Genomic DNA, 25,995 nt, shown 5'->3' with positions numbered 1-25,995 from the left:
GCATCAGGGAAGAACCTTGGCGCGGGGCTTTTCCAGACATTCCACCAGTTGAAATATACCGCGCGGAATTGAATCCCGATCCACCTTGCTATCCTCGGTGAGGGCCTGCGGCTCATACCAGAGCGTCAATCCGATCTCCGGCATCATGACATAGGCAGGCGCCGCCTGCCCGGACAATGGCGGCTCAAACAGGAAGGTCAGATCTTCTTCGAGCGAATAAAATCGCAGCGATGACCAGATTTCGGCCTCCACGGCGTCCGCGTCCTCGGCAAAATAGTCATTCAGCAATTCGCGCGGGACATCCCCATTGTCCCCATTTGAGGCGGCCACAGGGTCACTGACCGGATGCAGCGTCATGCCGCTATAGCCGTTCGACACCGAAAAGCTGAACCAATAGGTCCGCTGCGTGGTGGTCAGATAGAGATAGAGGTCGGAAGCCGCCGAAATAAAATTGGTCGCCGGAATGAACCCGATCTCGAGCGGACCGTCGTCAGTTTGCAGCCGGTAGACCGCCTGGTCTGCCGGACACGACATGACGGGGGGATGCGCCGACGCGGCGATTGCCCCTATGGCCCAGCCGAGCGCGACAACTGAGAACCGGCGAAAGCAACGAAGCAGCATGGCAACACACCCTGGTGAAGTGATCATTTGATGAACACAAATGACAATGCAGACAAGGCCATCAGCAAGGCCGTCAGCGCCATGAGCCTGACACGGTGACGATGATAGCGCGGCTCGATGAGCCCACCGCGAAACGCCCTCAGCTGTGTCGCCATGCTGGGCAGACTTCGGCCAGACTGCGCGACCGCATCAGCCCGCAAGGCGAACAGAAAGCGGAACGCCAGCGCGGCCCACACCAGAAAAACGGCCCCCTGGACGGCGAGAAATAGCGGCATCAGGATGGGCATTCAGTTGTTACGGTCATCGCATTTCCCCGGCTCATGAGCAGTCCAATCCATGACCGTGCAGCGCGAAGCTGCAGGCGATATCTTCCTGCTCGATCAACGCGGAATTCATGTCCTGCGGCTTCTCCAGGGTTTCGATACGCACCACGGCGGCGGCACCATTCTCACCCTTCAGGCCCACCCAAAGATAGGGCCGGCCCGAGAAATAGTACCCCCCCACCGCAAAGCCATTTTCGTAGTCGACGCTCAGTGTGATGTCGACGTCGTTTCGGTTTGCGTGCGCCTGCCTTGCCGTCGCGTAAAGCAGCTCGCTGCCCGCTTCCACAATCACCTGCTGCTGACCATAGAGCATCACCTGAACTTTCGTATTCTCACCAAGCAGAGACATGGGCAGCTCGGAAACGGCGAACTCGACCGTATCGTCAATCATGCTGATCGCGTTGAACCGGGCAAACTTGCGCAACGGCAGATAGTCCATGAATTTGACGAAATCGCTCTCGACCGCCCCCCTTATCGGCACGAACAGCTGACTCAGACTGCCCTTCTGCATGTGCCGGCGCGTAGGATCGCCGCCCGTGCCCATGGTGGACCACCCCTCGCTGCGGCTGAACAACGAAACCAGCGGCCGCGCCCCGCCGGAGACACCGGGAGCCGTATAAAGCGCCAGATCAACGTCACCGTTGAGGTCAAACTGATCATTCGGCAGCGCGCAATAGCTGGCTGCCAGCGGATTGTCCGCAGTCAGGCGAAAGCCGCTGAGCGGCTGACCCTGCTCATTGTTGGCCAGTGCCGTCTCAGGATCCAGCGCCACCTGCGCGGCCACTTCTGATGGCCAGCTGTCCAGATGATAGGCGAGCAGATTGATGCAGGCATTGCGCAGCGCGTCTGCGGTATTGCTGTTCCAGTAGTACAATGGCGCGGGCGGCAGCTGTGCCCACAGCATGGCATAGTCCTCACCTTCTACAATGTCGTAGGTCTCTGTTGGCCCCATGCTGGCGATGTAGCTCAGCGCGTTGGCATTGACGTTCCAGTCGACCAGTTGCTGGATCATCAGTGCCACGTCATCGCGACTGGCCCCAAGCACATCGTCCATACCGAATTGCGCCACTAGCCCATCCAGAGCCTCCGAGGCAAAGTAAGGCGCGTGGAAGCCCAGTATGCCGCTGGGTTCAATCATCCGGTCAATATAGGCGCCGATGCCCTCTTGGCGGGCATAACCCGTGCCGCCCAGAAACGCGAAGGCGCAGGCCGAGTAACATTCGGCATTGGCTTCAACGACGGTGGCAATCGCCCGCTCGCGCATCAACGCGGCTAGCCGAAGTCCCTCGATGTAGTCGCCGCCCGGGCTGCTGAGCGTCACCACCGCGCAATTGCTGCCCGCAATGTCCAGCAGGTCGGGCGTACACTCGACGAATTCGTCGATCAGGGCCGCCAGAGCGGTCGCATCCCCCTCGGTCACGGGGCCTTCAAAATGGAACTGCGGCACGAAGCGATCAGCCGAATAGTGCAGCGCAGCGAATGATACGCTAGCGGCCATGGCCGGCGACGCGAGCCCGCCGAACACCAGCCAAGCCGCCAGAATGATTGTTGACACCCCGCGCCAGATGAAATGCTGCACTGTTATATCGCCCCACCCAAATCCATTCCCAGGCAATGGTATTAAGCCCATAGCCTGGCTCGCCATCCCCCGAACAGGGGAGAGCCTGAATGAGCGGAACCACCCTAGATTATGCGGCAGTGGGCAGGATTATCCGGCGCCCAACTTCAGCTCCCGGAGAACTGCTCTGTGTTCAAGACCAATCTGACATCGACCGTTTCAATCGCGCTGCGCTGCTTTATGGCACTGTTGCTGCTGACCAGCACCACTGCGGCCATGGCGCAGGACGAGAACATAATCCTGGGCAATGGCACCTCGTTGACGATCAATGAGTATCTGATTGAGACGGACCCCGATGGCGTCAAGACAGTGGTGGTCCGCGCCGTACCTAATTTTGACCCTGAGCCCTATGGCGAGGTGCCCTCGGACGATTATGCCCGAATGGTTCAACCGCTTTGCGGCAATCTCGTCGCCAATAGCGCAGAAGCTTTGCAAGAGCAGGACGTCAGCGCCGTTCGTATTCGCTGGGACTTCACCCCGTCCCAACGCGATGAAGACCTGCCCGCCAACATGACGATGACACGCTTTCACGAGATGGTCTTCGACATTGCCGACAATGCCCCGTGCACGCCCCGGCCGCTGGGCGTGGGGCTGGACAATCTATCGCCGGACCTGAGTGCCGATATCAAGGCGACGCTGCGTTGGGCCGAGCCCGGCCTGACACCGGGCGAACTGTCCCTGACTTATGCCGTCGACACTGGGCTTGCCGAAATCTCGCCGTCCGAACTGGATCGGGCGGCCATAGAACTCTGTATCCTGCACGCAGATATCCTGCTCGAAGCCCGCGCCCGTTACTATTCGCAACTATACAGCCGTACGGTGGCCATCACCTTTAAGCAGGACGAGGAAAAACCCGGTGTCGAACTACTGCGCCGTGTCATCTTTCCGGTCAGGGATGGTCAATGCGGGACCGGCCTTAGTGAGTTGCTGACTGAGGCCATCCGGGGACAATAGTATTTACGAATCAATCAAGCCACCCGCCTGACTCGACAACTCATCGGGTGCTACCATCAGGAACACATTGATGCGCCAGATCCTGGCTCTCATAATTGCGATCATGCTCATGTCCGCGGCCCTGCCCGCGCTGGCGCAGGACGATGCCCAGGCTTTGAACGAGGCAGGCAAGGCTGCCTTGACACGCGGCGATGTGACGACTGCAGCCCGGATCTTTCAGCAACTGACCGACGCCGACGATCCAAATGGCATGAACAATCTGGGCCTGCTCTATTATACTGGGCAGGGCGTATCTCAGGACCGGGCATTGGCGTTTACTCTCTACAAGCGCTCTGCTGATCACCCGGCCATGGTCAAACCACAGGCGAGCTATCACACCGGCATCGCTTATCTTCTGGGTGATGTGGTACCGCGCGACGCGTCAGCGGCGGTCACCTATCTCACGCGCGCCGCCGAGATGGATTTTGCTCCCGCAGAATATGAACTGGGCCAGCTCTTGCTGAGCGAACCGAGGATTACCGATCCGGCCCAAGCGCTAAAGTACTTTAAAAGTGCCGCTATCCACGACTATCCCGCAGCCGCCTATGAGGCAGGACGCATGCTTGCCATTGGGCAAGGCGCTGCCGTCGATCTGCCTTGGGCGCTGATCCACCTTGATGTTGCCGCGCAAGCCGGCATCGCGGACGCCTATTTTCTGCTCGGCGTATTGGCGGAATGGGAATACCGCGCGGGTGGTCCCATGGACGTTGCCGTAGAGTGGTATGCCAAAGCTGAAGCCGCCGGCATCGAGGAAGCTGCCATTCGCCGATGGGAAACCGAACATATCGGTCCACCCACCAATTGGCAGCAGGCGGAATATCGTCTTGCGCGCAACGACCCGGCCGGTGCCTTCCCGTTTCTGGTGCGCTCCTGCGCAATTGGCGAAGTCTATGGCTGCTATTATCAGGCGCTCGCCCTGGCCGATGGCAACGGCGTGCCGCAGGATCGGTACACGGCGCTGTCGATGTTCGAAAACCTATGTGACGAGACGGTCGAGTTTGGTTGTGGGGAATTTGCGCGCACGGCTCTGTTTCTGGGCGGGTCGGCAGGTGTGAGCCGCAATCAGGCGGCCCAGCGCACCTTTCAGGATGAATGTGGCACCGACAATCTGGCCGCCGATAGCTGCTACAGCGTGGCGCTAATGAGCTGGGATGATCGTTATGGCCTGCGCAACGAAGCGCTGGCGCGACAGTATGCCGACCTGTCATGCCAGATGCGCAGCACCAACAACGAAGCGTGCCAGATGCAACGCCACTTCCAGATTGAAGACAGCTGGAAAGATTTCAGTCAGCAGGACGCGCTCAGCAAGCCAGCCGAACCCGATTTTTTGGAGGGGTTGCTGTACGGCCTGGTAGTTGGCGCAGCCGGGCAGTCCGGCACCGGGGATGCAGCGACCCAATATGGCGAATTGGCCCGTCAGCGGGAGAACGCCCGCACTCAGTTCGCCATAGAAGCAATGCGCTCCGGCTCCCAGCACTATGGCGCCTGTCCGACGGTGAACTCTCCTGGTTGCTAAGCGGGTGCGAGCTAGATCCGTATCTATACTCAAGAGATTGAACTGTACCCGCACTCCCGAAGCGCCTCTCCACAGCCCGAAACGCGATGCTCACTGTCTGTAAATGTCTGCTATCGCGTGTTCAAACAAAAAAAGCTGCCAGTCCGCAACCGGCCCCATATCGGCCGATCAGCGCTAGGCAATTGAACATCGGCTAGGTCGGCACATTGCCGCGTCACAATTCGCCGACGGCTCCATGGCTGTGGGCTTCGGAAGAATCTCCGCGACGGCGCTCACGCTTAAAAGCTTTCAAGTTATCTTTTCAATTCAATGGAGTAGGTGTTCGCAGTTTCATTCTGACCGGCGCGCCAATCTTTTCAATCACATAGCAATATTCTTGCTGCCGCCGCGGCCGGTGGTTTGCAGAATCTGTGCTGCTTGCGTTCTGGAACTTATCCATCGCTGCTGTGGCGAGCGTCGCCGTGCGGGCCAGGTAGCGCTCAAGAGTGCCGTGCACCGAGTTCAAGCTGTGGGCCGGGTTCCCACAGGACATGGGACGCCGAGCAATGCGCGAAACGCGCCGATAGGCGCTAGAGAACAGCGTGGAGTTGTTCGCTGGCCGCCGCGGCGCGTTGGGCTTCGTTCTCGGCCATCCGGGTCAGCCACTGTACAAAGATCTCTACGTCTTTCTGAAGGCTGGTGTTCTTTCTCCAGATGACGAAGAAGGTCGGCCCCGCCACCCGGATTTGCGGCCAGGGCTCGACCAGGTCACCGCGTCGGAACTGATCCGTCAGGGTACGGCGCGGGCAGATCAAGGCGCCACCACCGGCCAGGGTCGCCTCAAGTGCCAGGTAGAAATGCGGAAAGCTGGTGATCGCGCCGGCTTGACCGGCAAGACCGGCGGCCGCCAGCCATTGCTCGAGTTCACCGTGCCGCGTCTGGGACGCGAAGAGCCGCTGGCGCAGGATGTCGGCGGGTCGCCACAGGTTCGCCTTCGCCGCCAGCCGGGGTGAAACGGCCAGCGTCAGCTGTTCTGAAAATATCTTCTGGGACTGCATCGGCACCGGCAAATCCTGATCGGTGCGGATGGCGACATCGAACGGCATGTCGCGCCAGTCTTCGCCGCTATCGGTATGCCGCACCTGCAGGGCAATGTCGCCGTGCTGCTCGGAAAAGTGCCAGCTGCGGGGGATCAGCCAGCGCGTCGCCATGGTCGATGGCGCGATGATCCGCAGGACGCGCGCCTGACGATCGTCGCGCATCTGCGCCGCCGAAATGTTCAGTGTGTCGAGAACTTCCCCGAGCGTCCGGGCCCAAGTGACCGCCTCAGGCAAGGGCCGCATCTGCTTGCGGTTGGCCTCGAACAGGGGGCGTCCCAGCCAGTCTTCCAGCGCCGCAATCTGTTTGCTGATTGCTCCATGCGTCACAAACAACTCATTGGCGGCCTTTGTAACACTTCCAAGACGAGCAACACTTTCAAAGGCCGCGATAGATTTCAGCGGCGGCAGTTTTCTATTCATATGTTCCAAAACCTCACATCACCGATATTATATTTCCATTTCAACTTGGAGCGTTAGATTTTATAGTTTCGTTGAGGATTGGTTATTCGAAATTTTTCCAAAGAAACTATTATATATGCATCAGGTGACACCCATATGACCGAGGCCTTCTCGCGCACATCTTTCATTGAGGAGCGGGCGCCGTTGCTGATCAACGGCCGGCATTATCGCTTCCCCGTACGCCCGGTGGTGGTGATCTGCTTTGACGGCTGCGACCCCGAATATGTCGCCGCGGCGATAAAGGACGGCGTCGTACCGAACCTGGCGCGCATGATGAGCGAGGGTTTCAGCGACATCGCGCTGGCCGCCATGCCCACCTTCACCAATCCCAACAATGTCGCGATCGCTTGTGGCGCACCGCCAGCGGTTACGGGGGTGGCGGGCAACTACTACCTCGACCGTGCAACCGGTCGCGAGGTCATGGTGCTCGACGGTCACCAGATGCTGGTTGACACGATCTTTGCCCATTTCGCCGAGGGCGGGGCAGACGTTGCGGTGGTGACCGCCAAGGACAAGCTGCTTGGCGCCCTGGGGCGCAATATGGGCGGCATCGCCCTCTCGGCGGAGTCGCCGGAAGGCGCAGTGGCCGTGTTGGGAGACCGCGCGCCGGCGGCGGTCATCGACAAATATTCCGAGGCGCTGTCGCTCTACGTGCTCGACACCGGCATCGGCCTGCTCGAAGCGGGCCGCGGCACCATCCTCTATCTCTCCCTCTCGGACTACGTGCAGCACAAATATGCCCCGGAGGCTCCAGAAGCGCTGACCTTCATGGCCGCTGTCGATCAGCGCCTCGGTCGCCTCGCAGACCTTGGCGCCACCATCGGCATTGTTGCCGACCATGGCATGACCGACATGTCAGAACCCGATGGCACGGCCCGCATCATCTATGTCCAGGACGAGCTAGAGGCGCGGTTCGGCGCCGGCTCGGTGCGGGTCATCTGCCCGATCACCGATCCCTTCGTGCGCCACCACGCCTCTCTGGGCGGCTTTGTCCGCGTCTATATCAAGGACCCATCGCTCTCCCCCAAAGAAGTGCAGGCGGCGCTGGCAGGCACGGCCGGCATTGCCGTGGCGCTGCCCGCGGACGAGGCCTGCGCCCGTTTCGAGCTGCCTGTCGAGGGCGAGGGGGACGTGGTGGTGGTCGGCGCACCCGGCGTCGCGTTGGGCGCCACCCGTGGCGAGCACGATCTCTCCGCGCTGGCCGGGCAGCGGCTGCGCTCGCATGGCGGGCTCAGCGAGCAGGCGGTGCCGTTCATCCTGTCGCGCCCGCTGAACGCGGAATACGCCGCCCGCGCCCAGGCGGGTCTGCGCAACTACGACATTTTCGACTTTGCCATCAATGGAGTGACGGAATGACCGCCCAAAGCACGGACATGGGACGCGTCGTCCTCATGATCTGCGACGGACACCGCAACGATTTCGTCCGCGCCGACACCTGCCCCGCCATTTTCGATTTCGCGGCGCGCTCGCGGCGATTCCTCAATCACCGGGCGATCTTCCCATCGGCGACGCGCGCCAGCGCGGCAGCCATTGCCACCGGTTGCTGGCCGGCCAATCACGGGCTGCACGGCAACACCATGGGCCTGCCCGATGGTGCGGGCGTGCGGGTGCACGATGTCGGCGATCCCGCCTTTGTCGGCAAGCTGCGCAATGACTTTGGTCGTACCCTCAAGGTGCCGACCATGGCCGAACGCCTCGCTCCGCATGGCGGCGCTCTCATTGCCTCCAACGTCTCCCCGGGCGCGGCCTACTTCCAGGATCCTGACAATTTCGGATCCGTGGTGCATCGCGCCGGCTCACTCGGCCCCGGCGGACGCAAGCTGGGTCTCGATGAGGCACCAGTCGTCAGCCACGACGAGGCGGGTGACCTGGCGCTGGCCGACTGGTTCTGCACCGAAGTGCTGCAGGTCCGCCGCCCGCGTCTCTCGGTGCTCTGGCTCGCCAATCCCGACCAGGGCATGCATGCGGGGCCTCTGGGCTCACCAATTCACCTCGACGCAATCGCCAGCGCCGACCGCGCCTTTGCCCAGGTCGAGCGCACCGTCGATGCACAGCGCGCCCAAGGCGAGGATATCCTCTTCCTGGTGGGGTCAGACCATGGCCAGGAGACGGTGCGCGAGCGGGTGGCTGTCGCCGCCCGGCTTGTCGAGGCCGGCCTCAAGGACGGGCCCGACAGCACCGAAGTCGTCATTGCCCCCCAGGGCGGCAGCGGGCTGCTCTATGTGGCGCCCAGTGCCGAAGACCGCATCCCGGCCATCCTCGGCTTCCTGCGCGCCCAGCCCTATATCGCAGAGATCTTCCACGGCCCCGAAATGCTGCATATCGGCCAGCGTCCGGAAAACGGCCTGCACATCGCCTTCTCCATGGCCTGCAGCAGCGAGCCGAATGAATTCGGCGTCCCCGGCCTGATCACGGTTTGTGTCAGCGACGACAAACCCGGCAAGCCTGAAGGCTTTGGCAGCCATGGCGGCCTGGGCGACTTCGAGCGCCACCCCTTTCTGATCGCCAATGGCGGCGGCTTCGCCCCCGGCAGCATCGAACACGGTGTCACACGGCTGATCGACATCGCGCCTACCGTCATGCGCTACCTCGGCCTCCACCGAGACGGCATGGACGGTCTCGCCCTCCCGCAGAACTGAACGGACCCTTGGAGAACATTCAGATGAAAACGCGTCTACTGTCACTCGTCACCGCCTTGCTGCTCAGCCAGGCCAGCCTGCCGGTGCTGGCCCAGGAATATGGGGGCACGCTGCATCTCAAATGGGGCACCCTCGACACCACCGACTTCCACCGGCATACCGGCACCATATCCCTGCCGCATCCCTTTGCCGAAACCCTGACCTCAATCGCGTTCGACGGCAGCCCGAAGGGCCTGTTGGCGGAAAGCTGGACGGTGTCGGACGACGCGCTGACCTACACGTTCGACCTGCGGGACGGTGTCAAGTTCCACAACGGCCGCGCCATGACCGCCGATGACGTGCTCAAGAATTTCGAACGCATCCGTGACACCGTGGAAGCTGGTTGGCTGACCACCGCCATGGCGCAGGTGGAATCCTTCTCGGCGCCCGACGACGATACGTTCGTCGTCCAGCTCAAGGCCCCCTTCGGTCCGCTGCTCAACCTCATCGCCGAAGCCTGGATCCTGGCGCCGGAATCGCCCGGCTGGGACAGCAGCATCACCCAGCCGATCGGTACCGGACCCTTCACGTTCGACAGCTGGACGCCGCAGCTGACGCTCAATGGCAGCAAGTTCGAAGACTACTGGATGGAAGGCAAGCCCTATCTGGATGCCATCCAGTTCGACGTGCGCGAAGTTGCCGACGCGACGCTCGCCCTGCGCGCCGGAGACTACGATATCGCCGGCATTCCGCTGGCCAAGGTCGAGACCATCGAAGGCGAAGGCTTCGAGATCGCCTTCCAGGGCGGCACCAGCTGGGACTTCATCTCCTTCAACAACCGCAGTCCGCGCCCGCCCTTCGACAATGTGAAGGTGCGTGAAGCTGTCATGTGGGCCGTCGACCGCGCCGAGTTCAACACAATCATGAACGGCAGCTATGGCACGCCGGGCAACCAGCCCGTGGGTGAAGGCAACTTCTTCTATGACGCAGAGCTTGCGGCCAATGACCCGCACAATGTTGCCGACCTCGAAAAGGCAAAGCAGATGCTGGCCGAGGAGGGTGTCAATCCGGCTGACCATACGCTCTACATGGTGTCGACCGTGGGGAGCCGCAGCGGCCCGCTCATGTCCCAGGTCCTGCGCAGCCTCGGCTTCGGTGTCGATGTTCGCGAATATGACGATCTCGGCTACCAGCGCGCGCTGTCGGAATACGACTGGGACATCTTCCCCGGCGGTTCGGGCGCCCGCAATGACATCTTCCTGCGTTACGTCAGGCTGATGAGCGATGGCCCCAATCCGGGCCTTTGGGGCGGCGTTCAGGACCCCGAACTCGATGCCCTGATTGAGGGGGCGATCTCCACCGCGGATCTCGATGAAAGCCGTGCCCTCTACCTGCAGGCCTGGCAGCGGGTGATGGACAACTACTACACCTTCAGCATCAGCCAGAAGCCGTCCGTCTACGCCATCAGCCCGAAAGTGCACGACATGACGATCGGTTTCAACACATCGGCACACCGCGTCGATGGCGGTCTGGCCTTTGCGTGGATGGACCAGGAGTAACCACCCCTAGCCTGGAGGATGGCAATGACGACAGAAACCCTGACACGGACCACAAGCGCCCGCCTGGCGCGCCTGGATCCGGTTACCACGCTGGCTTGGGGCATCTTCGTCACGGCCATGATCATCGCGGTGGCGGGCCCCTGGCTCGCCACCCACGATCCGATGATGTTCAGCGCCGCCATGAACGAGGCGCCCGGCAATGGGCATCTGCTGGGCACTGACGACGGCGGACGGGACGTGTTCTCCCGGCTGATGGTTGGAACGGGCCTCAGCCTTTTCTACGGCGCCAGTGCGGCTCTGCTGGCGCTGGTGCTCGGCGCCGGCACGGCATTGCTTGCCATGCCGCTGGGCAAACCCGTCGAGTATGGACTTTTCGCCGTGGTGGATCTCGTTCGCGCCCTGCCAGGCATCCTGTTTGCCTTGGCATTTATCGTGGCCTTCGAGCCGGGAGCGTTTTCCGTGGTTCTGGCTCTTGGCGTATCGTTTGCGCCCAATTTCGCCATCATCACCCGCGCTACCTACCAGCAGCAGATGGCGCAGTCCTATACCCAGGCCGCCAAGGTCCTGGGGGCGGGCCCCAGGCGTATCGCAATCATGCATGTGCTGCCCAATATCGGCGGTGCCCTGATCACTCAATTCGCGATCATCCTGCCGCGCTGCATCGTTGCTGAATCCGTTCTCAGCTTCCTTGGTCTGGGCGCCTCTTCAGAGCAACCCACCTGGGGCCGCATGATCGCAGCCGCCACACCATACATGGAGGGGGCGCCGCACGCTCTCCTCGCGCCGATCCTGGCCCTTTCGGCCATTACCTTCGCTCTCGCCATCATCGGCAACGCCCAGCGCCAACGACTGACTCCCGCGCAGAAAAGGATTCCGGCATGAACTCCCACAGTTTCCGGTTTGCAGCCAGCATAGGCGTTGATCTGCTACGCGCCGTGGCTGTCACCATCGGCATCATCGTCTTCACCTTCTTTCTCATCCGCATGATCCCGGGCGATGTGGTGGATGTGCGCGGTATCGAAGGCTCGCTAACCTATTCGCAGCAGTCGGTGATGCGCGAGGAACTGGGCCTCAACAAGCCCTGGCTGACCCAGTTCCTGGACTGGTCGATGATGATCCTCTCCGGCGATCTTGGTCAGTCGGCACGCTTCGCCCGTCCTATCGCCGACCTGCTGGGTGCGGTGCTTCCTTCGACGCTGCTGCTGGGCGCCACAGCCCTGGTCATCGGTGTGGTTGTCGGCGTTTCCGTTTCGGTACTGGCTGTGCTGTTCCCGCGCTCCATCTTCGTCAAGATCGTGGATATCATCACCATCTGGTCGATCGCGGTCCCTACCTTTTCCATCGGCATCGTGTCGCTGATCGTCTTCGCTGTCTGGCTCGACTGGATTTCCGCTATCGGCAACTTCCTCGTGCCGGCGATCATTCTGGGCATGGATGCGGCTGGCTCCATTACCAAGGCCCTGCATGAGGACATGCGCGAGGCCGAGACAGCCGAGTTTGTCCGCGCCGCGCAAGCTCGTGGCCTCAGCCGCACCTCGATCGTGCTGCGACACATCCTGCCCAATGCATTCACCGTCACCATCGCCATTGTCGGGTTGATGCTGGCCGGCATCTTCACCGGTGCGATCACGATGGAAGTTGTCTTCGGCCTGCCAGGCCTCGGCACACTCACCCTCCAGGCCATCCGCGGTCGGGACTATGCCGTGGTCCAGGCGATCATCATCTGGCTGGGGGTCACGGTGATCTTCGCCAACTTCGTTGCGGACGTCATCCGCAAGCTTATCAACCCGCGGCTGAGGACTATCTGATGACCCCGTTGCTCAGTGTCACCGACCTGCACGTTACCCTCGACACCCGCAACGGCCCAGTCGAGGTTATCCGCGGCCTGTCCTTTTCCATCGGCAAGGGGGAAACGCTGGGTTTCGTCGGCGAATCGGGGTCGGGCAAGTCGATCACGGCCATGTCACTGGTGGGTCTGGCACCGCCGGGAACCAGCCTGCGTATTTCGGGCAAGGCCGTGTTCGATGGCGCAGATCTGCTGGCGCTCGGCCAGCGTGAGATGCGGGCGTTTCGCGGCAAGCGCATTGGTGTTGTCTTCCAGGACCCCGCTGCCGCTCTCAACCCGCTGATGAATGCCGGCGACCACATTCGCGAGGCATTGCCAAGCGGCCTGAGCCGCGCCGATGCCTACCGCCGCGTCGGGGAGCTGTTGGCCGAGGTGGGGCTCGCGGACGTTCCCAATGTGCGCCGCCGCTACGCCCATGAACTCTCCGGCGGCCAGCAGCAGCGCGTCGTCATCGCTTCGGCACTGGCGGGGGATCCAGACCTGCTGATTGCCGACGAACCCACGACGGCACTCGATATGAGCGTCCAGGCGCAAATCCTGGAGCTTCTGCATTCCCTGCAGCAGGCGCGCGGCATGGCGATGCTGCTCATCACCCATGATCTCGGCGTCGTCTCGAAATATTCCAGGCGTGTCGTGGTGCTGCAGCGCGGCACAGCGATGGAAGCGGGACCAACCGCATCTGTTCTGGGCGCGCCCCGCCACGACTATACGCGCATGCTGCTGCAAAGCCGCCCCAGGCTCGTTGCCACGGCCGCCGCCTCCAGCGAGCAGACGCGCGACGACATTCTCTCGGTCTCCGACCTGAGTGTCAGCTATCCCGGCCAGGGCCCGCTGAGCCCTCGCATCCAGGCGCTCGATGCTGTCGATTTCGCGCTTCGTCGCGGCGATGCTCTGGCGATTGTCGGCGAGAGCGGCAGCGGCAAGAGCACGCTGGGCAAGGTGCTGGTGGGCCTCGTTGGACCGGACCGCGGGCGCATTCGCTTTCAGGGCCGCGAACTCCGCCCCGCCAGGATGACAACCGCTGATCGCCAGGCCATCCAGTATATCTTTCAGGACTCCTACGGCGCGCTGAACCCTCGCCTCAATGTCGAGCAGGCGCTTACCGAGCCGCTCGCCATCTATGGCAAGCCGCGCCGCACCTGGCGTGACGAAGCCGTGCGGCTGCTGGAGGAGGTGGATCTCGGCAGTCACCATCTCACGCGCTATCCTGGAGAACTGTCCGGGGGGCAGCGGCAGCGGGTCAATATCGCCCGGGCCCTCGCCGTCTCGCCCGAGCTTCTGATTTGCGACGAGATCGTCTCGGCATTGGACGTCACGGTACAGGCGCAGGTGCTCGATCTGCTGTCGCGACTGCGGCTGACACGCCGCCTGAGCCTGATTTTTATCAGCCACGATCTGGCTGTCGTGGGGGCCCTGTGCAATCGGACGCTGGTGATGCGCAATGCCCGCGTGATCGAAGAGGCGCCGACCTGCGATATCCTTACCGCCCCCCTCAATCTCTATACGCGTAGCCTGGTCAACGCTGCCCAGGAACTCGCGCCGGCAGCCAGTTCCTCGACATCCATGACAATTTGACCGATACCCGCCAATGGCGCCGCATCCCCAAAGCCGGCAGACCGGCAACGGCCCCGCTTTGGACAGGCCTGGTCAGGTCACCCGCCGGCGCCATAGCGAGTGTGCAGGCTGCCCGAGATTTGATCGACAAACTTTGAGGCGGCGACCGACAGCGATCGGCCTCGCAACTGGCCAAGCACCAATTGGGTCAGCGGCATATCCCGATGATCGATTTCGCGCGCCACAAGGTTGCTGTTTCCCTGAGGGATGCCAGCCCGTATCTGGAATGAAATGACCTGCTCGCCCCCGGCATAGCTTCGCAGCACCTCGAAAGAGTCGGACTCGACCACACTATTGACGGGTAGTGCGGCGCGAACAATTGCGCCCTGCAGCAGGTGACGGATGGCCAGCGACGGCCCCGGCATTGCGATCGGATATTCAAGACACTCCCTCAATCTCAGTGTCCGGGCAGCCGCCAAGGGGTGGTCCTTGCTCATCAGGGCGCATAGCGGCTGGTGGATTACCAGCAGCGGCTGAAACTCCGGTGCCGGTGGCGGGGCGATGACCAGTGCGACATCGGCCTCGAAGGCGGCAACCGCTTCTACGGCATGGAAGTGGTCGCGCACCAGGACGGAGAAGGAGACGAGCGAGTGCTGTGCCCGGTAGATGGCGATTTCGTGGGGGATGAGATCGTGTGCGAAAGCCTGGCTGGTAGCGATGGTCACATGGCCGCGGCGGACCCCTGAAAGATCAGCTATCTGGGAGCGCAACCGCTCGAAATCGGAGAGCTGCGCGCGGATGTGGCGCAGCAGCAGTTCCCCGGCCGCGTTGAGCCGCATTCCCTGCGGCATGCGCTCGAAGACAGGCGTGCCCAGCTCGGCCTCAAAATCCTGTATTCGGCGGGTCAACGCAGACGGCGTGATCGATAGGCGTTCTGCGCTTCGCCGAATCGAGCCGCTGCCCGCCACATCGTCAATGCACTGCATGGTCTTGAGGTGTTTCATCCGGCTCCCCCATTTGCGTCGTGTTGAGCATAACGCAACACAGCAGTCAAAAACTAGCAATAGACGGCAACGCAAGGTTCGCTACGGTAGGGACAGCAAACCAACAGGAACGCAGCCTTGACCAGTCTCGCAACATCATCGCCTGCGGCGTTCTCTGAAATCTCTGAGCAGGTTGCAGCCTACCGCGCCGGTCGCGATGCTTTCCGCGATCTGGATGACACGCTCGACGCCGTGGAAGCCGAAGGGCTTCCGGTCTGGATCTCCGTGATGCCGCGCGACCGGGCGCATGCCTTGCTGGCAGCGGCCAAGGCACGGCTGGACGCCGGCGAGGATCTGCCGCTCTTCGGCATCCCGTTCGGCGTCAAAGACAATATTGATGTTGCAGGCCTCGAGACCACGGCCGGGTGCCCCCAATTTGCCTTCGAGCCCCAGGCATCGGCTTTCGTGGTCGAGCGCCTGATCGAGGCCGGGGCGATCCCTGTCGGCAAGACCAATCTCGACCAGTTCGCGACCGGGCTGAACGGGACGAGGTCGCCTTATGGTATCCCGTCCTGTGCCTTTGATTCCCGCTATGTTTCGGGCGGCTCGAGTTCAGGGTCGGCAGTCGCGGTTGCCAAGGGCCTGGTGCCCTTTGCGCTGGGTACCGATACGGCCGGATCAGGGCGGGTGCCGGCTGGGTTCAACAATATTGTGGGGATCAAGCCGAGCAGGGGGCTGATCAGCACGCGTGGCGTTCTACCGGCATGCCGCACGTTGGACTGCGTATCGATCCTGGCCTGCACGGCGCAGGATGCACTGACCGTCCTGCGCGTGGCATCTGTCTACGACGGCGAGGATGCCTATTCGCGTGCCAAGGATGGCGCCGTGACACCAACCAGCCTGAACGCCTTCCGTTTCGGGGTGCTGGACCCAGCAGTGCTGGCGCGCTGCGCGCCGGATGTGGCGACGCGATATGAGGCCGCCATCGCCGGCCTCGAAAGTCTGGGAGGCGCCCCGGTCATGATCGACTACGCGCCCTTCGAGGAAGCCGCTTCGCTGCTCTATGCCGGCCCCTGGGTCGCCGAGCGCTACGCTGCGATCAGCGACTTTGCCCAGAGCCAGCCCGAGAGCATCCATCCCGTCGTGCGCGAGATCGTGACATCGGGCACAGAGTATTCCGCCGTCGATGCCTTCAACGCGCAATACCGCCTGGCGGACCTGGCGCTGCAGGTCCGCACGGCGCTGGACGATATCGATTTGCTGCTGGTGCCCACGGCGCCCGAGCACCCCACGATTGATGACATGCTGGCGGCCCCGATGGCCCTGAATTCGAAACTGGGACTGTTCACCAACTTCGTGAACCTGCTGGATATGGCGGCAATCTCCGTTCCGTCCGGCTGGGGCGACAAGGGGCTGCCTGTCGGCGTCACCCTGATTGGTCCGCAGTTCAGCGACGGCATGCTTGCCCAAATGGGCGACCGTCTCCATCGCAGCGACCCAGCGGCCAGGCTCGGCGCCGGCTCGACCCCTCTCACGCAGTCCAGCGCTGTCGTTCCTGTGAACAACGAGCAGGAAAGCATTCGTCTTGCGGTTGTTGGCGCGCATCTCGAAGGTCAGCCGCTCAACAGGCAACTGACGGAGCGCGGCGCGAGCCTTGTCCTCACCACGCGCACAGCCACCGGCTACAGCCTCTATGCGCTGCCAAATTCGACGCCGGCCAAGCCGGGCCTGTCGCGCGATGGCGGGCCTGGCGGCATAGAGATCGAGCTCTGGGACGTGCCGGTGCGGGAATTCGGCAGCTTCGTTGCGGCCATTCCCGGACCGCTCGGCATCGGCTCGGTGGAGACCGAGGATGGCGCCATCGTAAAGGGCTTCATCTGCGAAAACTACGCCCTCACCGACGCCGAGAACATCACCGCATTCGGCGGCTGGCGGCACTATCTCGCCGCCGGTTCAGCCAATCAGAACAACCCCGCAATAACCATTGCCGCTCAGGAGAACAGGCCATGATGAACAGACGCAAATTTCTCGCCACTACCGCCGCAGGCGCCGCTGCCACCGCCCTGATGCCCATGCCCTTCGTGCGGGCGCAGTCGGAGACGGTGATCAAGATGGGCGCGCTCAAGCTCATCCATTCCATCGCGCCGCACTTCTACGAACAGTTCACGCCAGCGGGCTACAAGGTCGAGGTCATTCCCTTTGAAAGCCCGACCGAAGGCAAGAACGCCGTCGTCACCAAGTCGGTCGATTTCGGCATGTTCGGCATCGCGGCGGCAACGCTGGGTGCGGCGGCAGGCGAGCCGATCGTCGTCATCGGCGGCGCCTGCAACAAGGGCATGGGCGTGGTGGCCGGCAAGGACAGCCCCATCGCAAGCATTGCCGACCTCAAGGGCATGCGGGTGGCGATCTGGCCCGGCTCGACGCAGGAGGTCTTCATCCTCGAGCGCCTGCGCATGGAGGGCCTCTCGATCGCCGACATCACCCCGGTGCGCATCTCGTTCAGCGAAATGCATCTGGCGCTGGCGCGGGGCGACATCGACGCCTATGTCGGCGCGGAGCCTGCACCGGGCGTCAGCCTGGCCTCGGGTGTCGGCAAGATTGTCGAGTATCCCTATGGCACCGAGATGGGCGCGCTCAACATGATCTTCGGCGCCCATAGCGACACGCTCGCCGAACGCCCCGAATTGGCCAGCGTCATTCTCGACATTCACCGTCAGGCTTCGGAATACGCCATGGCCAACCCCGAGGCGATGGTCGAAATGGCGGTGATGAAGCTGGGGCAGCAGCGCGAGGCCATCGAGCTATCTGCACCCAATGTCGAGCTGACTTGGTATTTTGGCGAGACCGAATTGAGCCAGTCCAAGATCTATGCCCAGCACATGGTCGAGCTGAACCAGATCCAGGCGCTTCCCGATTTTGACACGCTTTTCGACACGCGCTTTGTCGAGGAACTCAAGCAGAAAGCCTAACCCATGAGCATTGCGGCCGACCGGACCATCCCGCCCGCCGCTGCGGCGCCTCGGAGGCAATCTGCCTTCGAGGCGTCCCGGCTGCGTGAACCTGTCCTTGCATTGATCCTGCCGCTGCTGCTGCTGGCAGCCTGGCACCTGGCAACGACGGGCGAGGGCTATAGCCTGATCCCCCCGCCATCGGCGGTGGCCATCGCCTTCTATGACCTGGCGGTGGGGGGTGTGCGCAACGACTTTTTCAGCGGTACGCTGCTCAACCACGTCATTGCCTCGGTGTCCCGCGTCTATGGCGGCTTCTTCCTCGCCGTCATTGTTGCGCTGCCGCTCGGGCTGATGATCGGCCGCATCGCGACAGTGCGACAGATGTTTGACCCCATGTTGCAGATCCTGCGACCGATTCCGGTGACGGCCTGGCTGCCGCTAGCCATGATCATCTTCGGCATCGGGCCGACCTCGGCGATTTTCCTGGTGTTCCTCGGCGCCTTCTACCCGGTCCTGATCAATACTGTGTTCGGCGTGCGTTCGGTCGAGCCGCGGCTGTTCGAGGCGGCCAGCATGCTCGGCTGCACCCCATCTGCGCAATTCACCAAGGTAGTACTGCCGGCGGCGTTGCCCGCCATCTTCACCGGCCTGCGCCTGGGGCTCGGCTTTGCCTGGATGATCATCGTCATCGGCGAAATGACCGGTGTGTCGGTCGGGCTGGGCGCCATCATCATGGAAGCCCGCCAGTTGTCGCGCACCGAGATCGTCATCTGCGGCATGATCGCCATCGGCGTGGCGGGTTTTATTTCTGACCGCATCATCCTGATGATCGGCCGCAAACTTTTGTCCTGGAGCCCCAATCATGTCTAGCGCAACCCCGCCCGTTCTTTCGCTGCGCAATGTTGGCAAGACCTTCGACGTTCAGGGACGCCGCATCGAGGCGCTTCGAAACGCCAATCTGGACATCACGCGCGGCGAGTTCGTCTGCCTGATCGGGGCCTCGGGCTGCGGCAAGTCGACCCTGCTGCGCATCGTGGCCGGTTTTGAGAGCGCCAGCAGCGGCGAGGCGCTGATGTGGGGCAGGCCGATCAAGGGGCCGGACCCCACGCGCGGCATGGTGTTCCAGGACTACGGGCTATTTCCCTGGCTCACCGTGCGCGACAATATCGGCTTCGGTCCCGCCTCGCGCCGGCGCCCCAGAAAAGAGATCAAGGAAACCGTCGATCATTTCATCGATCTGGTCGGCCTGGCCCGCTTTGCCGATGTCTATCCGCACCAGCTCTCGGGTGGCATGAAGCAGCGCGTCGCTATCGCCCGCGTGCTGGCCAACGAGGCCGAAATGGTGCTGATGGACGAGCCCTTCGGGGCGCTCGACGCCATGACGCGTGAACGGCTGCAGGACGAACTGCTCGAGCTGTGGGAGCGCACCAAGCTGACGGTGCTTTTCGTGACCCATTCCATTGAGGAGGCCATCGTGCTGTCCAACCGGGTGATCGTGATGAGTGCCGGGCCGGGCCGCATCGACAGCGACATCGCCATAGAACTGCAGCGTCCCCGCGACGTGGCCGGCGCCGAGTTCAACGCCCTGCGCCGCTCGCTGGCGGACAAGCTGCACAGCCACCACGCCAAGGTTGCGGCGTGACCTCGAGCACAACGGCAGTGCAGGCGGCGCCACCGCTGTGGCGGGACATGGACCGGGCCGAACTGGACCGCGCCTATGACAATAGCGGTGCGGTCAGCACCAGTGCGGCGATGCTGGCGGACTGGACCCGGCGGAGTGAGGCGCTGCGGGCCCGGCTGCCCGAGCTGACCGGACTGTCCTATGGTCCGCGCGAACGCAACCGGATGGACATCTTCCACTCCGGCGCCGCCCATGCGCCGCTGCTGGTCTTCATCCATGGCGGCTACTGGCAGCGCAATTCCAGGGATGTGTTCTCCTGCATGGCCGAAGGCGTGCTGGCGGCGGGCATTGATGTGGCGGTGCCCGGCTATACGCTGGCGCCGGCTGCGGGCCTCGGTCAGATCATGGACGAAATCGCCGCGGCGCTTGCCTGGCTGCGCCAGGAGGGCCCGGCCCTGGGCCTTGCGACCGGACAGCTGATTGTCTCGGGATGGTCGGCCGGCGGGCAGCTGGCGGCGAGCGCCATGGCGCTGCCGCAGGTCGATGCGGGACTGGCCGTTTCGGGCATATTCGATCTGGAGCCGATCCGGCTGGGCACGCTCAATGACAAACTGGGGCTGACCCCTGCTGATGTGCAGCAGCTGAGCCCCATCCACACCATTCGGTCGCGGGCAGGACCGCTGGTGATGGCTTATGGCACGGCTGAATTGCCCGAGCTGCAACGCCAGTCGGTCGATTACGCGCAGGCCTGGCATTCGGCGGGCCATGACGGCACGCTGCTGCCGCTGACAGGGGACAACCACTTCTCCATACTGGAGCAACTGGCTCAACCTGGTGGCGCCCTTGCTCAACAGGTGGTCAAGCTGGCCCGACGGTCCTGAGCGGGTGCGGGCGGCAGAAAACGGAAGACAGAACTTTGACTATTGCCAGTTTGCCGCGCGTCCATGTGATCGTCCTGGGCGGCACCATCACCATGATGCCCGAACCGCAGGGCGGGATCGTCCCGGCGCTGGACGGGGCTTACCTGATTGCGGCGGTGCCGCAGCTGGCCGATATTGCCGCGATCACCGTGGAGACGCCGTTTCTGGTGCCGGGCGCGTCGCTGAGCTTTGCCCAGCTGCGGCAGGTGTCGCAGCGCGTTGCTGCCGCCATCGCCTCGGGCGCGCGGGGGGTGGTGGTGGTCCAGGGCACCGACACCATCGATGAGACCGCGTTTCTCCTGGGTCTGGCCCACGCCGCAGACGCGCCGCTGGTGGTCACGGGGGCCATGCGTGGCGCCGCTGCGCCGGGCGCCGACGGCCCGGCAAACCTGCTTGTCGCCATCAGCGTTGCCGCCGCGGAGAGCGCCAGGGGGCTGGGCGCCCTGGTGGTGCTCAACGACGAGATCCACGCCGCCGCGCTGGTGGAGAAATCGCATAAGGGCCTGCCATCGGCCTTTACCAGCCCCTCGGCTGGACCGCTGGGCGCGGTGATCGAGGAGCGTGTGCGCATCCTGCTCCGGCCGCAGCGCCCCGAGGCGCACGGCGCGATGCCGGAGCTAGCGCGGGTCGCCATGCTCAAGCCGGGCCTGGGGGATGACGGCGATCTCATCGGGGCCGCAGCGGCGCTTGGCTATGCTGGGCTCGTCATCGAGGGCATGGGCGCCGGGCATATACCGGCCGCGCTGCTGCCGGCCCTGGCGGCGCTGCCCGCGACCCTGCCCATCGTATTGGCGTCGCGCGTGCCGGCCGGGCCGGTTTTCGAGACCACCTATGGCTTTGCCGGTTCCGAGCGCGACCTGATCGCCCGGGGGCTCATTCCCGCCGGCCTGCTGAGTGCCCCAAAGGCGCGGCTGCTGCTGGCCTTCCTGCTGGCGCAGGGGCGCGACCGCGCCGCCATCGCCGAAATCTTCCACCGCTATGCCTGACGAGATCCCATCCATGACCGACGCCGACATCAACCCTGCCATCATCCGGGACCGCCTCGACTATTCCCCCATTGTCGACCGGCCCCGGCTGCGCCTGCCCAAGGGGGAGCGCATCGCGGTGTGGACCATTGTCAATGTCGAGAACTGGTCGCCCGCCGGCCCCATGCCGCGGGCGGTGCTGCCGCCGCCGACGGGACAGCCGCTATTGCCCGACGTGCCGAACTGGGCCTGGCATGAATATGGCATGCGGGTGGGCTTCTGGCGCTTTCTCGAGGTGCTGGGCAAGCGCAATCTGCGCGCCAGTTTTGCCGTCAACGGCTCGGCGTGCAGCGTCTATGAAGCGGCCTGCAGCGCCGCGCATGCGGCGGGCTGGGATTTCATCGGCCACGGCTTCGTGCAGCGGCCGATGCACCGCGTCGAGGATCAGGCCAAGGCCATTGCCGACACCATTGCGGCGATCGAGACCTTGACCGGCGCGCCGCCGCGCGGCTGGGAAAGCCCGGGCCTGACTGAAACCCTCGACACGCTCGATCTGCTGGCGGCAGCCGGCATCGAATATGTCTGTGACTGGTGCCTCGACGACCAGCCGGTAACGCTCAAGACCACATCGGGCCCGATCGTTTCGGTGCCCTATACGGTCGAGATCAACGACGTAGTGATGACGGCGGTGCAGGGGCACCGGTCCGACGAGATTTACAGGCGCGGCGTCGACCAGTTTGATCGACTCTATCTCGAGGGCAGCGAGCACCCACGGGTGATGGCCATTTCCATCCACCCCTATCTGACCGGCGCGCCCCATCGCATCAAATATCTCGAGATGCTCTATGACTATATTTTGGGCCACGAGGGGGTGGCCATGCTGACGGGCTCGGAAATCCTGGACTGGTTCAAGACCCAAAATCCGCGAGACTAATTACCCCTGGGCATCACGAACGAACACCCGGCCCACGGCACGCAACCAACTCCAGCTCTGCGCTCAAGCAGTTTACGTGAATGACGCTGTCTGTCCGCTGACGGCCGCCGCGGGGTCGCTGGTTCCGGGACCAGTGTTTCCGTCGGGCCGCTCCTCGTGCAGAGCGGCCCCGATTGCCGCTCCGCAGGGTCTGGAATGGGCCTCGGGCAGGTGGCCGATCAGGGCATTGTTCAGCCCTTGACCCCTGCCGAGAGCATGATCGCCTGGGTCACGCGGCGCTGGAAGATCAGATAGAGCACCGCCACCAGCAGCGCAGCCAGGATGGCCCCTGCAAGCTCGCGGGCATATTGCACGCCGAACGCGTCATTGACCGAGGTGATGCCCACGGCGACGTTCATCATTTCAGGCCGCGACACGGCAAGGAATGGCCACAGGAAGGCGTTCCAGGCGCCGATGAAGGTGACGATGGCCAAGGCAGTGGTGACACCCCAGTTCATCGGCAGGTAGATACGCCGGAAAATCTGGAACTCACCGGCAGAATCCATCTTGGCGGCTTCGCGATATTCCTTGGGTACCGAGTCGAAGAAATTCTTGTAGACGATGATCACCACCGGATGGATGAGCTGGGGCAGGACCACGCCCATCCAGGTATTGATCAGCGAGAACTGCGCCATCAGGATGAAGTGATTGACGATCAGCGCCGTCAGGGGGACCATGAAACTGGCCAGGATCAGGTACCACAGCACCGTGCGACCCGGAAATCGCAGCTGCGACAGCGCGTAGGCGGTCAGTGCGCTGGTCCCCAGGGTGATCACCGTGACGGCGAGCGAAGTCACCAGCGAGTTGATGTACCAGCGGCCGATCATGGTGTTGACCAGCACGTGCCAATAGGCCTCCACCGTCCAGGTTCGCGGCAGGAACTCGACGGTCTTGGCGATCGCCTGCTGTTCCGGCTTGAGCGTGGTGATGAGCGCCCAATAGATCGGGAAGGCCCATAGGACAGCGAAGATGACCGTGATCAGCGTCAGGATCAGTCCACCGATGTCAAACGCCTTGTTGGCGCGCGAGCGACGTGTCGTGGCTCCCGAGTCCAGGGTGGCAGCGCGGCTTTCGACGGTGCTCATTTCTGACCTCGCCCACGGAGAACCTGGAACTGCAGGATGGAAAAGACGATGACAATCACGAACAACGCCACCGAGATCGCCGCGGCATAGCCGCCCTCGTTTTTCTGGAAGGCCTGGCTGTAGATATATTGCACCATAACCATTGAGGGGTCAGGGCGCCCGCCCTGCACAAAGAGGTAGACCTGGTCAAAGATCTTGAGCTGCAGGATCAGCTGGATGGTGAGAACCAGCGCTGTCACGGGCCAGATCAGCGGCCAGGTGATGCGGCGGAAAATGGTCCAGCGACTGGCATTGTCGAGGGCTGCCGCTTCATAGATATCGGTCGAAATCGAGCGCAGACCGGACAGGAACAGCAGGATATTGAAGCCGCAGGTCCACCACACGGTGACGAAAGCCACGGCAGGCATGAACATCCATTGCGTGCGGAACACAGGGGTTGCCTTGCCAAAAATCCAGGTCAGCGGGTACTGCATGATGCCGAACTGGACGTTGAACATCCAATTCCAGATACGATAGACCACGGTCACCGGCAGGATATAGGGCAGGAAGAACATCGCCAGGATAAGGCTCTGCTGCCAGCCTTTCAGGCGCGACACCATCATGGCGATGACGAGGCCGATCAGCGTGTTGGGGATCACGGTCAGGACAACGAAATAGGCGGTATTTCTTACCGAGGTCCAGAACCGCCGATCGTCGAACATCTCAACGTAGTTTTCGATGCCTATCCACTCGCCGGGGCCGATCAGCGGCGCATCGGTGAAGCTGAGATAGACCATCTGAAAGGTCGGCCACAGAAACAGCACGCCATAAATCAGGACGAACGGCAGCACGAACAGCAGGGCAACAACCATCTCTTGTCGGTGATTTCTAAGCATGCTGCTCCCGCCCTAAGATAGATCCGGCGACGGGTGGCCGCCGGATCCTGTGCTTCGCAATGTTAGTCGGCCTGATCCTGCAGGTCGGCCTTCATCTCGTCGATGGCATCCTGCGGCGACATTTCGCCGTTCATCGCCGGGGCGATATAGTTCGCGACAGCGTCGTAAACGGGCGAGGCAACGCCAGCCAGGGTCGACTTTGGATCGAACACGGCGGTGTCGGCGAGAACCGAATAGGTCGCGTTCGGCTCCATGGTCTTGAACTCTTCGCTGTCGCGGGTCGGCGAATAGGCCGGGATATGGCCAGCGTCAGCCCAGGCCAGGGAGTTCTTGTTCATCCATGCGATGACTTCGAACACGGCCGCCTTCTTTTCGGGCGTCATTTCCTTGCCGCCATTGCTCGGGATGGCAAAGCCATGCGAATCCGCCCAGGTCGCGGGATGATCAAAGAAGGTCGGGATGGCAATGGCGCCCCATTCGAAGCCCAGCTCACCCTTGGCCGCAAGGTCGGTCATGGTGGGGACTTCCCAAACCCCGTTCATGTGCAGGGCAGCGGCGCCCGAAGTGAACAAGGCCACCGAGCCTTCATATTCGGTCAAGGCAGGCGCAAAGCCGCCTTCGACCCAACTGGCCATGGTTTCGACCGCAGACACGGCTTTCGGAATGCTGTCATCGGGCAGGAAGGTGCCGTCTTCACCGAGGAAAACGCCGTCCTGCTGGCCAAACAGCGAGTAGAATACGCGCCACGGCGTACCATCGCCCGACGTCTGCAGCGACAGCGCATACTCCGAATTGGGCTGCAACTGCTCGAGGGCCGCCATGAAGTTGTCGGCGCCATCGAGCCCTGTGGGCTTGCCGTCTTCGCCAAGCAGACCGGCTTCGGCCAGCTTGTCCTTGTTGTAATAAAGGACGATGGAGTGGATATCGAACGGCACGGCGTACTGCTTGCCGTCGCTCTGTCCGGCTTCCCAGTTTGCCGAAGCGAAAGTGTCCGCCCCAAGGCCAACCGCAGCAAGATCATCGGTGCTGATTTCGGCCAGCGCCCCTGAATCAACCCCAAGTGGAACGCGCGAGAGGTGATAGGTCATCACGTCCGGGCCTTCGCCGATGGCCGACGAGGTCTGCACCTTGCTGTAGAATGGGGTACCCCATTCAAGCGTCGTGCCTTCGATGGTGATTTCGCCTTCATGCTCGGTGTTGAAGCGCTCGATCAGCGACTTCATGCGCACGCCGTCGCCGCCACCGAGGAAGTCCCACCACACGACGGTTTCCTGCGCCTGTACGGCACTGAGCAACAGCGCGGTTGCGGTCGTCGACAGCATAGCCAGCTTGAAAATCTTGTTCATGTTCTTCCTCCCTTTGGGGTTTGACCCCACGCCATTCCTCAGCTTTGCGGTTCGCTGGCGAAGCGGAGACCGCGCCGATATTCAGACGAC

Annotated in this window: 23 protein-coding genes; 15 read left to right on the top strand and 8 right to left on the bottom strand. The window is 62.8% G+C overall.

The window, feature by feature from the left end:
• Nucleotides 1-3: 3 nt before the first annotated feature.
• Genes ABFY71_RS13230 through ABFY71_RS13220 form a run of 3 tightly spaced genes read right to left on the bottom strand, consistent with a single transcriptional unit; the run spans nucleotide 4 to nucleotide 2,523 of the window.
• The gene (locus ABFY71_RS13230; RefSeq protein WP_347946490.1) at nucleotides 4-621 is read right to left on the bottom strand and encodes a hypothetical protein; all 618 of its coding nucleotides are present in this window, start codon (nucleotides 619-621) and stop codon (nucleotides 4-6) included.
• A 23-nt stretch (nucleotides 622-644) separates the two neighbouring features.
• Nucleotides 645-908 carry a hypothetical protein gene (locus ABFY71_RS13225; RefSeq protein WP_347946489.1) on the bottom strand — a complete coding sequence of 88 codons (264 nt, stop codon included), beginning with the start codon at nucleotides 906-908 and terminating at the stop codon, nucleotides 645-647.
• Between the two features lie 31 nt (nucleotides 909-939).
• Complete coding sequence (locus ABFY71_RS13220; protein ID WP_347946487.1) at nucleotides 940-2,523, bottom strand: COG3904 family protein; 1,584 nt, start codon at nucleotides 2,521-2,523, stop codon at nucleotides 940-942.
• A gap of 168 nt (nucleotides 2,524-2,691) precedes the next feature.
• On the opposite strand from ABFY71_RS13220, the gene ABFY71_RS13215 reads away from it, so the two are divergent.
• Together ABFY71_RS13215 and ABFY71_RS13210 are read left to right on the top strand one after the other, a co-directional pair.
• Nucleotides 2,692-3,516, top strand: a complete 825-nt coding sequence (locus ABFY71_RS13215; RefSeq protein WP_347946485.1) for a hypothetical protein — start codon at nucleotides 2,692-2,694, stop codon at nucleotides 3,514-3,516.
• A gap of 70 nt (nucleotides 3,517-3,586) precedes the next feature.
• On the top strand, nucleotides 3,587-5,071 hold the full coding sequence (locus tag ABFY71_RS13210) for a tetratricopeptide repeat protein (RefSeq protein WP_347946483.1): 1,485 nt from the start codon (nucleotides 3,587-3,589) through the stop codon (nucleotides 5,069-5,071).
• Between the two features lie 569 nt (nucleotides 5,072-5,640).
• Here ABFY71_RS13210 and ABFY71_RS13205 read toward each other — a convergent pair.
• Nucleotides 5,641-6,570, bottom strand: coding sequence for a LysR substrate-binding domain-containing protein (locus tag ABFY71_RS13205; RefSeq protein ID WP_347946482.1), 930 nt, complete (start codon nucleotides 6,568-6,570; stop codon nucleotides 5,641-5,643).
• 135 nt (nucleotides 6,571-6,705) lie between these two features.
• Here ABFY71_RS13205 and phnA point away from each other — a divergent pair, with 135 nt between their 5' ends.
• The 6 genes from phnA to ABFY71_RS13175 are packed head-to-tail and all read left to right on the top strand — an operon-like array spanning nucleotide 6,706 to nucleotide 14,207.
• Nucleotides 6,706-7,965 (top strand): phosphonoacetate hydrolase, encoded by a 1,260-nt coding sequence (gene phnA / locus ABFY71_RS13200; RefSeq protein ID WP_347946480.1) that lies wholly within the window; start codon nucleotides 6,706-6,708, stop codon nucleotides 7,963-7,965.
• Nucleotides 7,962-9,248, top strand: coding sequence for an alkaline phosphatase family protein (locus tag ABFY71_RS13195; protein WP_347946478.1), 1,287 nt, complete (start codon nucleotides 7,962-7,964; stop codon nucleotides 9,246-9,248). Before phnA ends, ABFY71_RS13195 begins: the two co-directional genes overlap by 4 nt.
• Nucleotides 9,249-9,271: 23 nt before the next feature.
• Nucleotides 9,272-10,786 carry an ABC transporter substrate-binding protein gene (locus ABFY71_RS13190; RefSeq protein WP_347946476.1) on the top strand — a complete coding sequence of 505 codons (1,515 nt, stop codon included), beginning with the start codon at nucleotides 9,272-9,274 and terminating at the stop codon, nucleotides 10,784-10,786.
• A gap of 24 nt (nucleotides 10,787-10,810) precedes the next feature.
• On the top strand, nucleotides 10,811-11,668 hold the full coding sequence (locus ABFY71_RS13185; RefSeq protein ID WP_347946475.1) for an ABC transporter permease: 858 nt from the start codon (nucleotides 10,811-10,813) through the stop codon (nucleotides 11,666-11,668).
• Nucleotides 11,665-12,594 (top strand): ABC transporter permease, encoded by a 930-nt coding sequence (locus ABFY71_RS13180; protein ID WP_305579042.1) that lies wholly within the window; start codon nucleotides 11,665-11,667, stop codon nucleotides 12,592-12,594. Before ABFY71_RS13185 ends, ABFY71_RS13180 begins: the two co-directional genes overlap by 4 nt.
• Nucleotides 12,594-14,207, top strand: coding sequence for a dipeptide ABC transporter ATP-binding protein (locus ABFY71_RS13175; RefSeq protein ID WP_347946473.1), 1,614 nt, complete (start codon nucleotides 12,594-12,596; stop codon nucleotides 14,205-14,207). The genes ABFY71_RS13180 and ABFY71_RS13175 overlap by 1 nt, the downstream gene beginning before the upstream one ends.
• 77 nt (nucleotides 14,208-14,284) lie before the next feature.
• On the opposite strand, the gene ABFY71_RS13170 is transcribed toward ABFY71_RS13175, so the two are convergent.
• Complete coding sequence (locus tag ABFY71_RS13170; RefSeq protein ID WP_347946471.1) at nucleotides 14,285-15,190, bottom strand: LysR family transcriptional regulator; 906 nt, start codon at nucleotides 15,188-15,190, stop codon at nucleotides 14,285-14,287.
• A 117-nt stretch (nucleotides 15,191-15,307) separates the two neighbouring features.
• Between ABFY71_RS13170 and atzF the strand changes: the two genes are divergently transcribed.
• The 7 genes from atzF to ABFY71_RS13135 are packed head-to-tail and all read left to right on the top strand — an operon-like array spanning nucleotide 15,308 to nucleotide 22,560.
• Nucleotides 15,308-17,179: an allophanate hydrolase gene (atzF, locus tag ABFY71_RS13165; protein WP_347946469.1), complete on the top strand. Its 1,872-nt coding sequence runs from the start codon at nucleotides 15,308-15,310 to the stop codon at nucleotides 17,177-17,179.
• Nucleotides 17,176-18,138 carry an ABC transporter substrate-binding protein gene (locus ABFY71_RS13160; RefSeq protein WP_347946468.1) on the top strand — a complete coding sequence of 321 codons (963 nt, stop codon included), beginning with the start codon at nucleotides 17,176-17,178 and terminating at the stop codon, nucleotides 18,136-18,138. Before atzF ends, ABFY71_RS13160 begins: the two co-directional genes overlap by 4 nt.
• Nucleotides 18,139-18,141: 3 nt before the next feature.
• Nucleotides 18,142-18,990 carry an ABC transporter permease gene (locus tag ABFY71_RS13155; RefSeq protein ID WP_347946467.1) on the top strand — a complete coding sequence of 283 codons (849 nt, stop codon included), beginning with the start codon at nucleotides 18,142-18,144 and terminating at the stop codon, nucleotides 18,988-18,990.
• Nucleotides 18,983-19,762 (top strand): ABC transporter ATP-binding protein, encoded by a 780-nt coding sequence (locus ABFY71_RS13150; RefSeq protein WP_347946465.1) that lies wholly within the window; start codon nucleotides 18,983-18,985, stop codon nucleotides 19,760-19,762. The genes ABFY71_RS13155 and ABFY71_RS13150 overlap by 8 nt, the downstream gene beginning before the upstream one ends.
• The gene (locus tag ABFY71_RS13145; RefSeq protein ID WP_347946463.1) at nucleotides 19,759-20,622 is read left to right on the top strand and encodes an alpha/beta hydrolase; all 864 of its coding nucleotides are present in this window, start codon (nucleotides 19,759-19,761) and stop codon (nucleotides 20,620-20,622) included. Before ABFY71_RS13150 ends, ABFY71_RS13145 begins: the two co-directional genes overlap by 4 nt.
• 35 nt (nucleotides 20,623-20,657) lie before the next feature.
• Nucleotides 20,658-21,647, top strand: a complete 990-nt coding sequence (locus ABFY71_RS13140) for an asparaginase domain-containing protein (protein ID WP_347946461.1) — start codon at nucleotides 20,658-20,660, stop codon at nucleotides 21,645-21,647.
• Between the two features lie 13 nt (nucleotides 21,648-21,660).
• Nucleotides 21,661-22,560, top strand: coding sequence for a polysaccharide deacetylase family protein (locus ABFY71_RS13135; protein WP_347946459.1), 900 nt, complete (start codon nucleotides 21,661-21,663; stop codon nucleotides 22,558-22,560).
• 230 nt (nucleotides 22,561-22,790) lie between these two features.
• Here the strand turns inward: ABFY71_RS13135 and ABFY71_RS13130 are convergent, their stop codons facing one another.
• From ABFY71_RS13130 to ABFY71_RS13120, 3 genes are all read right to left on the bottom strand, one after another.
• On the bottom strand, nucleotides 22,791-23,684 hold the full coding sequence (locus ABFY71_RS13130) for a carbohydrate ABC transporter permease (protein ID WP_347946457.1): 894 nt from the start codon (nucleotides 23,682-23,684) through the stop codon (nucleotides 22,791-22,793).
• Nucleotides 23,681-24,559 (bottom strand): carbohydrate ABC transporter permease, encoded by an 879-nt coding sequence (locus tag ABFY71_RS13125; RefSeq protein ID WP_305579064.1) that lies wholly within the window; start codon nucleotides 24,557-24,559, stop codon nucleotides 23,681-23,683. Before ABFY71_RS13125 ends, ABFY71_RS13130 begins: the two co-directional genes overlap by 4 nt.
• A gap of 62 nt (nucleotides 24,560-24,621) precedes the next feature.
• Nucleotides 24,622-25,905 carry an extracellular solute-binding protein gene (locus tag ABFY71_RS13120; RefSeq protein ID WP_347946455.1) on the bottom strand — a complete coding sequence of 428 codons (1,284 nt, stop codon included), beginning with the start codon at nucleotides 25,903-25,905 and terminating at the stop codon, nucleotides 24,622-24,624.
• Nucleotides 25,906-25,995: the final 90 nt, after the last annotated feature.

It is taken from the genome of Devosia alba (genome assembly GCF_039938915.1).
Lineage (GTDB): Bacteria > Pseudomonadota > Alphaproteobacteria > Rhizobiales > Devosiaceae > Devosia > Devosia alba.
This window is presented reverse-complemented; position numbering and strand designations above follow the sequence as displayed.